Origin of the sequence: Brevundimonas sp. LjRoot202, from assembly GCF_964253355.1 — a bacterium.
In the GTDB taxonomy this organism is placed as follows: domain Bacteria; phylum Pseudomonadota; class Alphaproteobacteria; order Caulobacterales; family Caulobacteraceae; genus Brevundimonas.
In genome coordinates, this window is sequence record NZ_CAXUQW020000005.1 from 68,156 (window position 1) to 80,979 (window position 12,824).

Below are 12,824 nucleotides of genomic sequence, written 5' to 3' on the forward strand. Positions count from 1 at the left end.
GATGCCCGGCACAAGCCCGGCTCTAATCCCTAATCCCTAATCCCAATCCCTGTCCTTGCCGCTTCAGCCCGCCCCGAACTCGAGGTCCTTGCGGGCCGAGATGATGGTGACGATGAAGCCGGCCAGCACATCGAGCATGACCATGGTCAGGATCAGGAAGAAGGTCGAGGTGGCGAAGCCGGGGAACAGCAGGAAGGCCACCAGGCAGAAGACGAACAGGATCATCGACAGGGCGTGGTTGACGATGGCCACCTTCTGGCTGGAGGTCGACTTGAGCAGTTCGAAGAACAGCAGGATCAGGCCCAGGAACAGGATCAGGTCGCCGGTGCCGACGTTCCAGCCGCTGCCGGAGACCATCGGGATCGAGAACAGCGGATCGCGCAGCGCCTGTTCCGCCGCGGCGACGCCGCCGCCGGTTCCCATCCAGCCCGACAGGACGACGATGGCGTAGAAGGCGACCGGAATGAACAGAAGCGGGATGGCGATCAGCATGGGTCTGGCTCCAATCTCGACGGCCGAGCTTGTTAACGATGAATAGCGCTGTTCGACACGCACCGCTACGGCCGCTCGCCTGCCGCGCGAACCGTCAGAGTTCCGCGATCGTCCCCGGCCGCCGCGAGCGCGACTTGAGCCACACCACTCCGAGCAGGTCCGACAGCGAGGCGACCAGGCGGCCCCAGTTGGTGTATTTCGAACGGCCGGTCTCGCGGTGGCGGTGATCGACGTCGAGATAGCGGTTCCGGTAGCCCTCGCGGATCATCAGCGCCGGCAGGTAGCGGTGGATGTGATCGAAGTAGGGCAGGCGCAGGAAGACCTCGCGGCGGAAGGCCTTGAGGCCGCAGCCGGTGTCGTCGGCGTCGTCCGAGAGCAGCTTCTTGCGGATGCGGTTGGCCCAGAGAGAGGCCTGGCGCTTGGCTGCGGAATCCTGGCGGCGGGCGCGGACGCCGCCGACCAGGGCCACCTCGGGCGGCGAGGCGGCCAGCAGGTCGACCAGCCGGGGCGCGTCGGCGGGCGGGTTCTGTCCGTCGCCGTCGAGGGTCACGACGATGGGACCCCGGGCGGCCAGCACGCCGGTGCGCACGGCCCGGCTCTGGCCCGCGTTCGAGCCGTGGCTGAGCACGCGCAGGGCCGGCAGCTCGGCCATCAGGGCGCGCAGCTCGGCGAGGGTGCCGTCCTTCGAGGCGTCGTCGACGAACAGCATCTCGTACGAGCGCCCGGCGAAGGCGGCGGCGATCTCGCGGGCCAGCGGGCCGGCGGCGCCTTCCTCGTCATGCACGGGAACGACGACGGAGATGTCGGGGGTCTGTTCGATCATGGGGGTTGTCTAGCGGAGTTCGGGCGGCAGCGGGAGGGACCCGCGCTCAAGCAGCGGCCCGCCGCGCGGGTCGCGTTTGCCTGGACGATGACGCGGCGCGAAACGGCGTGTTAGGAAGATGAACATGATGCGCCCCGATCTCGACCGATTCATCGCCGGCTGGCGGGGCCCGCTGCTGGCGGCCCTGATCGCCCTGCTGGCCGGTCTGCCGGTGCTTGCGTTGCTGCCGCCGCTGGACCGCGACGAGAGCCGCTACGCCCAGGCCACGTCGCAGATGCTGGAGAGCGGCGACTATATCGACATCCGCTTCCAGGACGACCCGCGCTGGAAGAAGCCGGTCGGCATCTACTGGATGCAGGCCGTGGCGGTGGCGGCCACCTCAAGCGTCGAGAACCGGGACATCCAGCCCTACCGTCTGCCGTCTCTGCTCGGGGCCATGCTAGCCGCGGCGGCGGTGGCCTGGGCCGGGGCGGCGATGTTCGGCCAGAGGGCGGGCTTCCTGGCCGGGGCCATCATGGGGGCCAGCTTCCTGCTGTCGACCGAGGCGGGCATCGCCAAGACCGACGCCATGCTGTGCGCCTCGGTGACCATGGCCATGGCCGGGCTGGCGCGGATCTACCTGGCCACCCGGGCCGGCGAGAAGCCGCGAAGACCGCACAAGCTGCTGTTCTGGCTGGGGCTGGGCCTGTCGATCCTGATCAAGGGGCCGATCGGGCTGATCGTCGTCGTCCCCGCCATCCTGCTGCTGTCGCTGTGGGACCGGGACGTGAAGTGGCTGGCGCGGCTTGGCTGGGGCTGGGGCCTGCCGCTGATGGTCCTGATCGTCGGACCGTGGGCCATCGCCATCACCATCGCCACCGACGGCGGCTTCTGGCGCGAGGCGATCATGGGCGACCTGGCGCCCAAGCTGTCGGGCGGGCATGAGAGCCACGGCGCCCCGCCGGGGTATTTCCTGCTGCTCGCGCCGGTGCTGATGTTCCCGGCCGCCCTGCTGCTGCCCGCGGCGCTGTCGACCGGCTGGCGGAGGCGGGCGGAGCCGGCGGTGCGCTTTCTGGTCTGCTGGCTGGTCCCCGCCTGGCTGATCTTCGAGCTGACCCCGACCAAGCTGGCCCACTACACCCTGCCGACGTTCGGGGCGATCGCCCTGCTGGCGGCGGCGGCGCTGACCCGGCCGATCGGGCCCGTGTCGCGCTATTCGGGCGCGGCCCTGTCGTTGATCAGCGGACTGGCGATCGTGCTGATCACCGTCTTCGGCCTGACCGAGTTCGGGCGGTCGACGGCCCAGACCTGGGCGACCCTGACCATTGTGTTCGCGGCGCTGGCGGCGCTGATCGGGGCCTTCCTGCTGTTGCACCGCGCCGCGACGGCGGCGGTGCTGGTCTCCATCGCCCTGGGGCTGGTGGCCCACGCCGGGCTGGCCGGGACCATCCGCCAGCTGCGGCCGCTGGCTGTCGCGCCGCAGCTGCAGAAGGTGCTGATGCGGGCCGACCTGCATCCGCGCCAGGGCCGGCCGGGGCCGGTGGCCATCACCGGCTTCCACGAGCCCAGCTTCGTCTTCCTGACCGGCCGCGCGACCGAGCTGACCGATGCGGCGGGCGCGGCCAGGGCGCTGGCCGAGGGCCGGCCGGTGATCGTCGAGGCCCGCGACGCGGACGCCTTCCGCGCCGCCTCGGCCCGGCTGGGCGTGACCGGGCGGGCGGTGGGCGTGGTCAACGGCCACAACTATTCGCGCGGCGACGACGTCAGCCTGACCGTCTACGCCCCGGCGGGAAGCGGGACCGCACCGTGAGCCGGCCGATCACCATCGTCGAGGTCGGTCCGCGCGACGGGCTGCAGAACGAGAAGGCGGTGCTCGAGCCCGCCGTCCGCGCCGAACTGGTGCGGCGGCTCGAGGCGGCGGGGGCGCGGCGCATCGAGGCGGTCAGTTTCGTGCATCCGAAATACGTGCCGCAGATGGCCGGGGCCGAAGAGGTCATGGCCGCCCTGCCGCACGAGGTGGGGCGCAGCCGCATCGGCCTGGTGCTGAACGGCAAGGGCTACGACCGGGCGCTGGGCACCAGCGTCGACGAGGTCAATGTGGCCATGTCGGCGACCGACGGCTTCGGGCTGAAGAACCAGGGCATGGGCGTCGACCAGCAGGTCTCGATGCTGTCGGACATCATGGCGGGCCGGGCCAATGCGGCGGGCGCGCCGGGGGCGGCGCCGTCGCTGTCGGCCACCCTGTCCTGCGTCTGGGGCTGCCCGTTCGACGGCGAGGTTTCGGTGGGGCAGGTCGAGGACCTGGTCGGGCGGATCGGCGCGCTCGGCGTGGCCGAGATCGCCCTGGCCGACACCATCGGCGTCGCCGATCCGTGGGCGGTGACGCGGAAGGTCGAGGCGGCGCGCAGGGCGGCGCCCGACGCGGTGCTGCGGCTGCATTTTCACGACACGCGCAACACCGGACTGGCCAACGCCTACGCGGGGGTCGAGGCGGGGATCGACGTGCTGGACGCCTCGGTCGGCGGCATCGGCGGCTGTCCGTTCGCGCCGGGGGCCACCGGCAACATCGCCACCGAGGACCTGGTCTACATGCTGGAGCGGGCGGGGTTCGAGACCGGATACGACCTCGACGCCCTGATCGGCGCGGCGCGCTGGATCGGCGAGAAGATCGGCCGCCCGACGCCCAGCGCGCTGAGCCGGGCCGGAGGATGGCCGAAGGGGTAGGCGGTTTCCTCCCCGCCTTGCGGGAGGACAGGGGAGCGCGCCGGTCACCCGGAGCGGACGCTCTCCAGCAGCAAGCTCGCCGCCACCCTCGCCCCGTCCGCGCGAATCGTCCCGGCGACGGCGGCCGCCCGGGCGCGAACCTCGGGCTCGAGGGCCGTCCCCAGCACCGCCGACAGGGACTCCACCGTCGCAGTCGGACCATCGTGGGCGGCGCCGACGCCCAGGGCGGCGACCCGTCCGGCCCAGTACGGCTGGTCCGCGATCTGGGGGACCACCACCTGGGGCGCGCCGGCCCGGGCGGCCGTGGTCGTGGTTCCCGCGCCGCCGTGATGCACGACGGCGGCGACGCGGCTGAACAGCGTCTGCTGGTTGACGTCGCCGACGGCGAAACAGTCATCCCGGTCGTCGATCAGGGCCAGGTCGGCCCAGCCGTGGGCGAGGATCACGCGGCGGCCCTGTGCACGCGCCGCCCCGATGGCGGTCCGGGCGGCGTCCTGGAAGGCGTGCAGGGGCATGCTGCCGAAGCCCACATAGACCGGGGGCGGGCCGGCGTTCAGGAAGGTTTCCAGCCCCGTCGGCAGGGGGCGGTCGTCGGGCAGGATCCATGCGCCCGTCTGCACCACCTCGCGCAGGTCCGTCGGCTCCCACGGACTCAGCATCGGGTCCGAGGCCAGCCACGGGCGGTCGGTGAAGACGTGGTCGCGGACGTTGTCGACCGGCGGCAGGCCGAGCGAGGCGCGCAGGCCGGCGTAGGCCCCGCCGAACAGCGCGTTCATCGACTGGATGTCGCGCGCCCACAGCACCCGGTTGTCGGTCTCCCCCGGCGGATGGGGATGGGCCGGATAGGCGAAGGGCCGCTGGTGTTCCGACGGCACGAACAGCGGGCAGTAGGCCGTGTAGATGTAGGGGAGGCCCCGGATTTCGGCGACGCAGCGGGCGGCGGCCGTGGACGGGAACAGGCCGGTCGTCAGCACCACGTCGCAGCCCTCGGCCGCCGTGGAGATGGCCTCGAACTGGGCGGCCATCACGATCGCCGCGCGTTCCGGCAGGCTCATGGGCGGACGGTTGGCCATGGCGTCGGCCGCCCACTGGCGCACCGGGGTGAAGGCCGGGGCCAGCGGCACGCCGGCGCGGGTCAGCAGGGCCGCGAACTCCGGGTCCGGCGGGGCGCACACGACCGCCTCCGCGCCGAGAGCTTGCAAAGCCGCCCCGAGGGCCGCCATCGGCTCGACGTCTCCACGCGATCCAAAGGTCGACAACAGCACGCGCATGGAACCCTCCCGTCCGGTTTCGAGGGTTCGACACACTGCGCATAAATCGCGGCGCGGCAATTCTTGAACGAAACTGTTTCGTGCCCACCTTCCAACTACCCCGGGAACGACAGACCGGCGGGCGCCGCCCGTCGCCGCTCTCCCCGCCGGTTTCAGCAAAAGCTCAGGACTCGCTCATGCCGCTCACCCGCCGCGCGGGTCAGTGTGGCCGCCATCATCGATGGAGGTGCGGCGATGGCGAGCACTGCGGCCTGGGCGGCCTGCGCCCCGATCATCGGCCGGCGCAGGGACGAGCTGGCGCTGAGCCGGGACCAGTTGGTGCGCGAGCCGCTGGGCGGCCGGACCTGGCGCGGCGCCCTGACCAATCATGGCGACGGCCTGTGCGCGGCGGTGGCGATCGAGATCCGCTTCCTCGACCGCAACGGCCGGGCGATGGGCGGATTCAGCGGCCGCATCGAGCGGCTGGCGCCGGGCGGCGGGCTGGAGCTGCAGTCGCGCCTGCCGGCCGGGGCGACGGGGCTGCAGATCCAGTCGCTGCGCTGGACGACCGGGGGTGACCGGATCGAGCGCGGGCCCTATGCGCCGTGGCGGCCGGGGGACTCCGGGTGAGGGACGCGGCGGGGCGCTTTTCAGCGCGGGCTCACAATTCGCTCATGCCTTGCCGGGCCGGCTGTGGCGCAATCCGGACGTCGATGACGACGGGAGAGACGAAATGACTGTGACGAACGAAGCGCTGCGCGACGCGCGGCTGACCCGCTGGCTGCGGGCGGTGGTCTGGGGCGGGGCGGCGGTCGCCTGGCTCGTGCCGCTGGCGGCCCGGCTGTTTGCGGGCCTGCCGTGGACGCCGTTCGACTTCATCGTCTGGGCCGTGATGCTGCTGGTCGCCGCCGGCTTGGCCGAGGCGGGGCTGAGGCTGTCCGGCCAGCTGGCCTACCGCGCCGGCATGATCGTGGCGGTGGGAACCAGCTTCCTGATCACCTGGTCGAACCTGGCCGTCGGCATCATCGGCAATGAGAACAATCCGCTGAACCAGATCTTCTTCGGCGTCATCGCCATCGCCCTCGTCGGGGCGTTCGTGGCGCGGTTCCGGCCGAAGGGGATGGCGGTCGCCATGCTGGTGACGGCCGTGGCCCAGTTCGCCACCGCCTTCCTCGCCCTGGCCTATGAGCACATCGTGTTCGGCATCGTCGGCGTGTTCGCGCTGGGCTGGCTGCTGGCGGCGTGGCTGTTCCGGGAGGCGGCGCGGGGGGAGCGGGGAGCGTCGGAATAGCGAAGCTCTTGTCATCCCGGCCGAAGCGAAGCGGAGAGCCGGGACGGGGTGCGCTCCCTGTTCCATCCTTCCGGACTGCCCGCAGGGCTGAGCCGGAAGACAGGTTGGGCGGACGGGATCCTGTGCGAGATCACCGGCCGGAGCGGCGGCCGGCTGGCTCCCGGATAACCGCTGCGCGGTTTCCGGGAGGGGCTGATGGGATGCCGGTCCCGTCCCGGATAAGCGCTGCGCGCTTTCCGGGATGACAAGGTATCGCTCCCCCTGAGATCGCTACAGGTTCAACAACGCCGGGTCGCCGCCCTGGGCGGCGATGTTGTTGCTGATGGCCTTTTCGGAGGCGTAGCGGATCAGGCTGTTGGGGCCGCCGGCCTTGGGACCGGTGCCGCTGAGGCCCTCGCCGCCGAAGGGCTGGACGCCGACCACGGCGCCGGTGATCGAGCGGTTGATGTAGACGTTGCCGGCCGGGACGAGGCGGATGACCTTGGCGGCGAAGGCCTCGATGCGGCTGTGCACGCCCAGGGTCAGGCCGTAGCCGCGGGCGGCCAGCTTCTCGGCCACTTGACGCAGATCGGCGGGGTCGTAGCGGTAGATGTGCAGGATCGGGCCGAAGACCTCGCGCTCGAGGAAGTCCGGGGTCGGGATCTCGGCGATGGTCGGGGCGAAATAGTCGCCCGAGCCGGCCCCGGCGTTGGCGCTTTCGGCCAGTTCGGCGCGGGCGATGATCTTCGCCTCCTTCTCAAGCCGGGCCAGATGGGCCTCCAGCGCCTGACGCGACTCGGTGTCGATGACGGGGCCGATGTCGGTGGACGGATCGGCGGGGTCGCCGACCCTCTGGGCGGCGAGGGCGCCCTTGAGGCCTTCGATCAGCACCTCGGCCGAGTCCTTCGGCACATAGAGGACGCGCAGGGCCGAGCAGCGTTGGCCGGCGCTGCCGAAGGCGGAGAGCACCACGTCGTCCAGCACCTGCTCGCGCAGGGCGGTGGTGTCGACGAACATGGCGTTGAGGCCGCCGGTCTCGGCGATGAAGGGGATGATCGCGCCTTCCCGCCTGGCGATGGCGGCGTTGATGGCGCGCGCGGTGTCGGTGCCGCCGGTGAAGGCGACGCCGTCGATGCCCGGGTGCGAGACCAGGGCCGCGCCGACGGTCTCGCCCCGGCCCGGGACGAGGGCCAGCAGGTCGGGCTTGAGGCCGGCCTTGTGGAACAGGCGCACCGCCTCGGCGGCGACCAGCGGGGTCTGTTCGGCCGGCTTGGCCAGCACGGCGTTGCCGGCGGCGAGGGCGGCGGCGATCTGGCCGGTGAAGATGGCCAGCGGGAAATTCCACGGGCTGATGCAGGCGAAGACGCCGCGGCCGTGCAGGACCAGCTGGTTGGTCTCGCCGACCGGGCCGGTCAGGACCTCGGGGCCGCCGAATTGCTGCTCGGCGAGCAGGGCGTAGTAGCGGCAGAAATCGGCCGCCTCGCGCACCTCGGCCACGCCGTCGTTGAGGGTCTTGCCGGCCTCGCGGGCCAGCAGGGCGACGAAGCGGTCCATGTCCGCCTCGAGCGCGTCGGCCATGTTGCGCAGCACGATGGCGCGGGCGGCGCCGCCGGCCTCGTCCCAGACGAAGTGGGCCCGGGCGCCGATCTCGATGGCCTGGTGGATTTCCGACTCGGTGGCCTCGGAGACGTAGCCGAGCACGTCGTCGCGGTCCGACGGGCTGGTCACATCGGTCGGGTTCTGGCCGGCGCGCAGAATGCCGCTGACGATCGGGCCCGAGTTGAGCTTCTCGCGGTCGATCAGCTCCAGGGCGACGGCGTGGCGCTCGCGCTCTTCCTGCTGGGAATAGTCGCGGCCGAGGGAGTTGAGGCGATTTCCGTACATGTGCTGGGGGACCGGAATCTTGGGGTGGGGGCCGGGCTGGCTTTCGAGGACGGCGACGGGATCGAAGGCGACGGTCGAGGCGGGGACGCGCTCGTCGAGCAGGGCGTGGACGAAGGAGGAGTTGGCCCCGTTTTCGAGCAGGCGGCGGACGAGGTAGGGCAGCAGCTCCTCATGGCCGCCGACCGGGGCGTAGGCGCGGATGGTGAGCTGCTCGTCGGACCAGGCGGCCTCAGCGGCGTCGTAGAGCGGTTCGCCCATGCCGTGCAGGCGCTGGAACTCGATGGCGACGCCGGACTCCTTGGCCATCCGGTGCACGGCGGCGAGCGAGACGGCATTGTGGGTGGCGAACTGGCCGTACAGGTGCGGGGCCGCATCGATGATGGCGCGGGCGCAGACCAGGTAGTTGACGTCGGTGGCGACCTTGGTGGTGAACACCGGATAGTCGGGCCGGCCCATGATCTGGGCGCGCTTGATCTCGGTGTCCCAATAGGCGCCCTTGACCAGACGCACCATGATGCGGCGGCCGGAGACGCGGGCCAGTTCGGCGATGCGGGCGACGACCTCGGGGGCGCGCTTCTGATAGGCCTGGACGGCGAGGCCGAGACCCTTCCATTCGCCGAAGTCGGCGTCGTGGGCGAGGGCGTCGAGCAGCTTCAGCGACAGGGCGAGGCGGTCGGCCTCCTCGGCGTCCATGCAGAAGTTGATGTCGTATTTGGCGGCGATCAGGGCCAGCCGCTTCACGCGCGGATAGAGCTCGGCCCAGACGCGCGGCTCATGGGTGGCCTCATAGCGCGGCGACAGGGCCGACAGCTTGACCGAGACGCCGTGGCCGGTCTGGGGACCGCGCATGCCGGGGTCGTCGCGGCGCACCTTGCCGACCGCCTCGATGGCGCGGGCGTAGACGACCTCGTAGCGTTCGGCGTCGGCGGTGGTGCGGGCGCCCTCGCCCAGCATGTCGAAGCTGCACAGCCAGCCCTCGCGGGCCGAGCGCTTGAGGGCGCCGTTGATGGTGCGGCCGACCACGAATTGCTCGCCCATCATGCGCACGGCGGCGGCCACGGCCTGGCGGATCACCGGCTCGCCGATGCGGCCGGCGACGCGGCGCACGAAGCCGGGCAGGTCGCGCTTGGCGTCCTCGTCGACGTCGACCAGCTTGCCGGTCAGCATCAGGCCCCAGGTCGAGGCGTTGACGAACAGGCTGTCGGATTGGCCGAGGTGTTTGGCCCAGTCGGCGGACTTGATCTTTTCGGCGATCAGCGCGTCGCGGGTGTCCTCGTCGGGGATGCGCAGCAGGGCCTCGGCCATGCACATCAGCGCCAGACCCTCGCGGGTGCCGAGGCTGAACTGCTGCAGGAAGCTCTCGACCACGCCCTGGCGCTCGTTGCTGCGGCGGGCCCGCTCGACCAGGTCGATGGCCTCGTCGACCACCGCCTGGCGGCCCTCGGGCGACAGCGGAATCTGCTCCAGCAGGGCGCGGACGGCCGCCGTCTCGTCGGCGAACTTGCCCCGGTCCAGCGTGTCCCAATCCTGAGAAAGCGCCACCGGCGCGGAAACATGTGCGGTCATGAGCGGCCTCTATCGCCTTTTTGAAGCGAGCGGGAGAGGCTGCGACGTCTCGCCAACCGGAACTTGAGGCGCTAGACCGTTCCCCCGATCAACGGCGGAGCCTCCCGGCCCACATGCGCATCGTTCTGGCCACCGACGCCTGGGAGCCCCAGGTCAACGGCGTCGTCCGCACCCTGACCCGGACCATCGCCGAATGCCGCGGCATGGGCCACGAGGTCGAGGTCATCGAGCCGAGCCAGTTCAAGACCATCCCGTGCCCGACCTATCCGGAGATCCGGCTGGCGCTGGGGGCCGAGGAGGAGATCCGCGAACGTCTGCGCGCCTTCGAGCCTGAGGCGGTGCACATCGCCACCGAGGGGCCGATCGGCATCGCCACCCGGCGCATCTGCGTCGAATGGAAGCTGCCCTTCACGACCAGCTACCACACCAAATTCCCCGAATATGTCTCGGCCCGGTTCCCGATCCCGGTGCAGGTCGGCTACGCCTACATGAAATGGTTCCACAAGCCGTCGGGGCGGCTGATGGTGGCCACGCCGACGCTGCGCGACGAACTGCTGGCGCATGGGTTCAGGAACGTCTCGCCGTGGTCGCGGGGCGTCGACACCGAACAGTTCAACCCCGACCTCGAGCGCATCTATGACGAGCTGGGGGGCAAGGACTGGCCGCGGCCGTTCTGGCTCAACGTCGGCCGGGTGGCGGTCGAGAAGAACATCGAGGCCTTCCTCAAGACCGACCTGCCGGGCACCAAGATCGTCGTCGGCGACGGCCCGGCGCGGGCCGAGCTGCAGGAGAAATATCCGGAGGCCAAATTCCTCGGAGCCCGGTTCGGCGAGGAGCTGGCGCGCTGTTTCCGCGACGCCGACGTGTTCGTCTTCCCGAGCTGGACCGACACCTTCGGCCTGGTGATCCTGGAGGCCATGGCCACGGGCACGCCGGTGGCGGCCTATCCGGCGCACGGGCCGATCGACATCATCCCGAATTCGAACGCGGGGGCCATCGACAAGGACCTGCGCGTCGCCTGCCTCGAAGCGCTGAAAAGCGACCGGGCGGCGGTGCGGGCCTATGCCGAAAAGTTCAGCTGGCGGGCCTCGGCGGAGCAGTTCGTCGAGAATCTGCAGCCGTATCCGGAGCCGGAACGCGGGCGCTTCTGGCGCCGGCTGCGCAGGATCGCGCGGCTGCGGAAGAAGGCGGCGGCGTAGAGGCCCTATCGGACAGCGAGAATATGACGTTTGTCATCCCGGACACCGCGAAGCGGTGAGCCGGGACGAGGTGCGCGTGAATCCCCTACTCCCGGAAATCGCGGCGCGATTATCCGGGGGACGGGTTGGTCCTGCGCTTGCCCTGACCTGTCTCCCGGATAGCTGCTGACGCAGCTTCCGGGAGGGGGAGGTCTGTGGCTGGGGCGTCCCGGCTCTTCGCTTCGCTTCGGCCGGGATGACAAGCGCCGTCGCCGTTGCCCCTAGAAGTCGAACTGCGCCCGGACCTGCAGGGTCTGGACGTCGACGTCCGAGGCGGCGACCTGGGCCTTGTTCTCGGCGTCGGTGTAGTTGGCCAGGAACCGCACATAGGGGAACGGGTACCAGGTGGCCCCCACGGTGACGGCCGAATATTCGCCGGCCGTGGCCACGCCGGCGAACTCGGTCAGGTCGGCGGCGTCGTAGCGGACCGCCAGCTCGACCGCGCCCATGCCGCCCTTGGTCACGGGCTCGCGGATGCTGACCCGGCCGAACTCGCCGGACCCGGCGTCGTATTTGCGCTGTTCGCCCGTCGGGAAGAAGGAGGCGAAGACGTAGTAGGCGTCGGCGCCGGCCTCGCCGCCGCCGGTCAGGTCGGCGTCGACGGTCGCCCATTCGCCCTGCACCGAGAAGGAGCGCCAGACCGCGGCGGCTTCCAGGCCGATGGCGGTGTCGCTCTCGCCCGCGCCCAAGGGCGAGGAGCCGGCGTCGGTGTAGCGGTCGCCGTAGTTGGTGTTGTTGCGCACCCGGTAGCGGAAGGCGGAGTCGTCGCCGCGATCGCGGTCGCGGGCCCAGGCGCCGATGTGCAGCTTCATGTCGTCGGTGACGATCGGGGCGAGGTGGGCGCGGACGAAGACGCCGCGCTGTTCGTCGCCGCCCGAGGACGAGTCATTGATCGAGTCGCCGTGCACGCCGCCCGCGATCGACCAGTTGTCGCCGCCGGTGCGCGCCGCCAGCGTCATCACCCGGCCGGCGTCGATCAGGTCGTTGAACGGGCCCCGCTCCATGAAGGTGGTGTAGCGCGACGAGGTCAGGTTCTCGAGCGACAGGCTCTTGAAGTTGCCGAGGGTGATGGCCGTGTTGTCGGTCGGCGAATACTCGAGCAGCAGGTCTTCCCAGTTGGCCTCGCCGTTGGCGATCGAGGCCTCGGCGACCCAGGACCACTGGTCGGCCCAGCTGCCCTGGAAGCCGAGGCGGGCGGTGCGGATGCGGCTTTCCGAGGCGCCGAAGTCGAGGCCCGTGGCGCGGTCGACGTCCTGGTCCACATAGTCGAAATAGACCCGGCCGCGCGGCTTGAAGGTGAACTCGCCCCACTTCAGCTCGGGCGCGCCCTTCCAGGTGATGGTGGTGGGTTCGGCCTCCTGGGCCTGGACGGCGCCGGCCGCCAGCATGGAAACGACGGCGAGCGCGGCGCCCGCCAGCAGGGATTGATGTCGCACGGATGTAGTCCTTCGGTTTGCCCCGCCCGACCGGATGTCGTCAGGTCAGGCCCCGAATTATCGCCATGCCGCGACGCTTTTGCTCCAGTCCGGCGACGGTCCAGTGAGGTTGCGGTGACGCTAATTCGACCGCCCGGACTCAGCCTGATGACGGTTCGCCGC

10 protein-coding genes are annotated in these 12,824 nt (G+C 70.8%); 5 read left to right on the forward strand and 5 right to left on the reverse strand.

Annotated elements, in window-relative coordinates; all coding sequences use genetic code 11:
• Positions 1-63: 63 nt before the first annotated feature.
• Positions 64-492, reverse strand: coding sequence for a hypothetical protein (locus ACSQ1L_RS10630; protein WP_435994715.1), 429 nt, complete (start codon positions 490-492; stop codon positions 64-66).
• A 94-nt stretch (positions 493-586) separates the two neighbouring features.
• A complete protein-coding gene (locus tag ACSQ1L_RS10635) occupies positions 587-1,315 on the reverse strand; it encodes a glycosyltransferase family 2 protein (RefSeq protein WP_435994716.1) in 729 nt (242 codons plus the stop codon).
• A 124-nt stretch (positions 1,316-1,439) separates the two neighbouring features.
• Between ACSQ1L_RS10635 and ACSQ1L_RS10640 the strand changes: the two genes are divergently transcribed.
• Together ACSQ1L_RS10640 and ACSQ1L_RS10645 are read left to right on the forward strand one after the other, a co-directional pair.
• Complete coding sequence (locus ACSQ1L_RS10640; protein ID WP_435994717.1) at positions 1,440-3,104, forward strand: ArnT family glycosyltransferase; 1,665 nt, start codon at positions 1,440-1,442, stop codon at positions 3,102-3,104.
• Positions 3,101-4,018: a hydroxymethylglutaryl-CoA lyase gene (locus ACSQ1L_RS10645; RefSeq protein WP_435994718.1), complete on the forward strand. Its 918-nt coding sequence runs from the start codon at positions 3,101-3,103 to the stop codon at positions 4,016-4,018. Before ACSQ1L_RS10640 ends, ACSQ1L_RS10645 begins: the two co-directional genes overlap by 4 nt.
• Before the next feature lie 44 nt (positions 4,019-4,062).
• Here ACSQ1L_RS10645 and ACSQ1L_RS10650 read toward each other — a convergent pair whose 3' ends face one another.
• Positions 4,063-5,289 carry a glycosyltransferase gene (locus ACSQ1L_RS10650; RefSeq protein ID WP_435994719.1) on the reverse strand — a complete coding sequence of 409 codons (1,227 nt, stop codon included), beginning with the start codon at positions 5,287-5,289 and terminating at the stop codon, positions 4,063-4,065.
• A gap of 234 nt (positions 5,290-5,523) precedes the next feature.
• Here ACSQ1L_RS10650 and ACSQ1L_RS10655 point away from each other — a divergent pair, with 234 nt between their 5' ends.
• Together ACSQ1L_RS10655 and ACSQ1L_RS10660 are read left to right on the forward strand one after the other, a co-directional pair.
• On the forward strand, positions 5,524-5,898 hold the full coding sequence (locus ACSQ1L_RS10655) for an FxLYD domain-containing protein (RefSeq protein WP_435994720.1): 375 nt from the start codon (positions 5,524-5,526) through the stop codon (positions 5,896-5,898).
• Between the two features lie 103 nt (positions 5,899-6,001).
• On the forward strand, positions 6,002-6,559 hold the full coding sequence (locus ACSQ1L_RS10660) for a hypothetical protein (RefSeq protein WP_435994721.1): 558 nt from the start codon (positions 6,002-6,004) through the stop codon (positions 6,557-6,559).
• Positions 6,560-6,829: 270 nt separating this feature from the next.
• Here ACSQ1L_RS10660 and putA read toward each other — a convergent pair whose 3' ends face one another.
• Positions 6,830-9,988, reverse strand: coding sequence for a bifunctional proline dehydrogenase/L-glutamate gamma-semialdehyde dehydrogenase PutA (putA, locus tag ACSQ1L_RS10665; protein WP_435994722.1), 3,159 nt, complete (start codon positions 9,986-9,988; stop codon positions 6,830-6,832).
• Between the two features lie 113 nt (positions 9,989-10,101).
• Here putA and ACSQ1L_RS10670 point away from each other — a divergent pair, with 113 nt between their 5' ends.
• The gene (locus ACSQ1L_RS10670) at positions 10,102-11,187 is read left to right on the forward strand and encodes a glycosyltransferase family 4 protein (RefSeq protein ID WP_435994723.1); all 1,086 of its coding nucleotides are present in this window, start codon (positions 10,102-10,104) and stop codon (positions 11,185-11,187) included.
• A 260-nt stretch (positions 11,188-11,447) separates the two neighbouring features.
• Here the strand turns inward: ACSQ1L_RS10670 and ACSQ1L_RS10675 are convergent, their stop codons facing one another.
• Entirely contained in the window at positions 11,448-12,662 is a 1,215-nt protein-coding gene (locus ACSQ1L_RS10675; protein ID WP_435994724.1) for an OprO/OprP family phosphate-selective porin, read from the reverse strand.
• Positions 12,663-12,824: the final 162 nt, after the last annotated feature.

Bases quoted from the DNA above. Each gene is read 5' to 3' on its own strand.
- ACSQ1L_RS10670 (WP_435994723.1), top strand. From the start codon at position 10,102: ATGCGCATCGTTCTGGCCACCGACGCCTGGGAGCCCCAGGTCAACGGC.
- ACSQ1L_RS10660 (WP_435994721.1), top strand. From the start codon at position 6,002: ATGACTGTGACGAACGAAGCGCTGCGCGACGCGCGGCTGACCCGCTGG.
- putA (WP_435994722.1), bottom strand. From the start codon at position 9,988: ATGACCGCACATGTTTCCGCGCCGGTGGCGCTTTCTCAGGATTGGGAC.
- ACSQ1L_RS10650 (WP_435994719.1), bottom strand. From the start codon at position 5,289: ATGCGCGTGCTGTTGTCGACCTTTGGATCGCGTGGAGACGTCGAGCCG.
- ACSQ1L_RS10630 (WP_435994715.1), bottom strand. From the start codon at position 492: ATGCTGATCGCCATCCCGCTTCTGTTCATTCCGGTCGCCTTCTACGCC.
- ACSQ1L_RS10655 (WP_435994720.1), top strand. From the start codon at position 5,524: ATGGCGAGCACTGCGGCCTGGGCGGCCTGCGCCCCGATCATCGGCCGG.
- ACSQ1L_RS10640 (WP_435994717.1), top strand. From the start codon at position 1,440: ATGATGCGCCCCGATCTCGACCGATTCATCGCCGGCTGGCGGGGCCCG.
- ACSQ1L_RS10635 (WP_435994716.1), bottom strand. From the start codon at position 1,315: ATGATCGAACAGACCCCCGACATCTCCGTCGTCGTTCCCGTGCATGAC.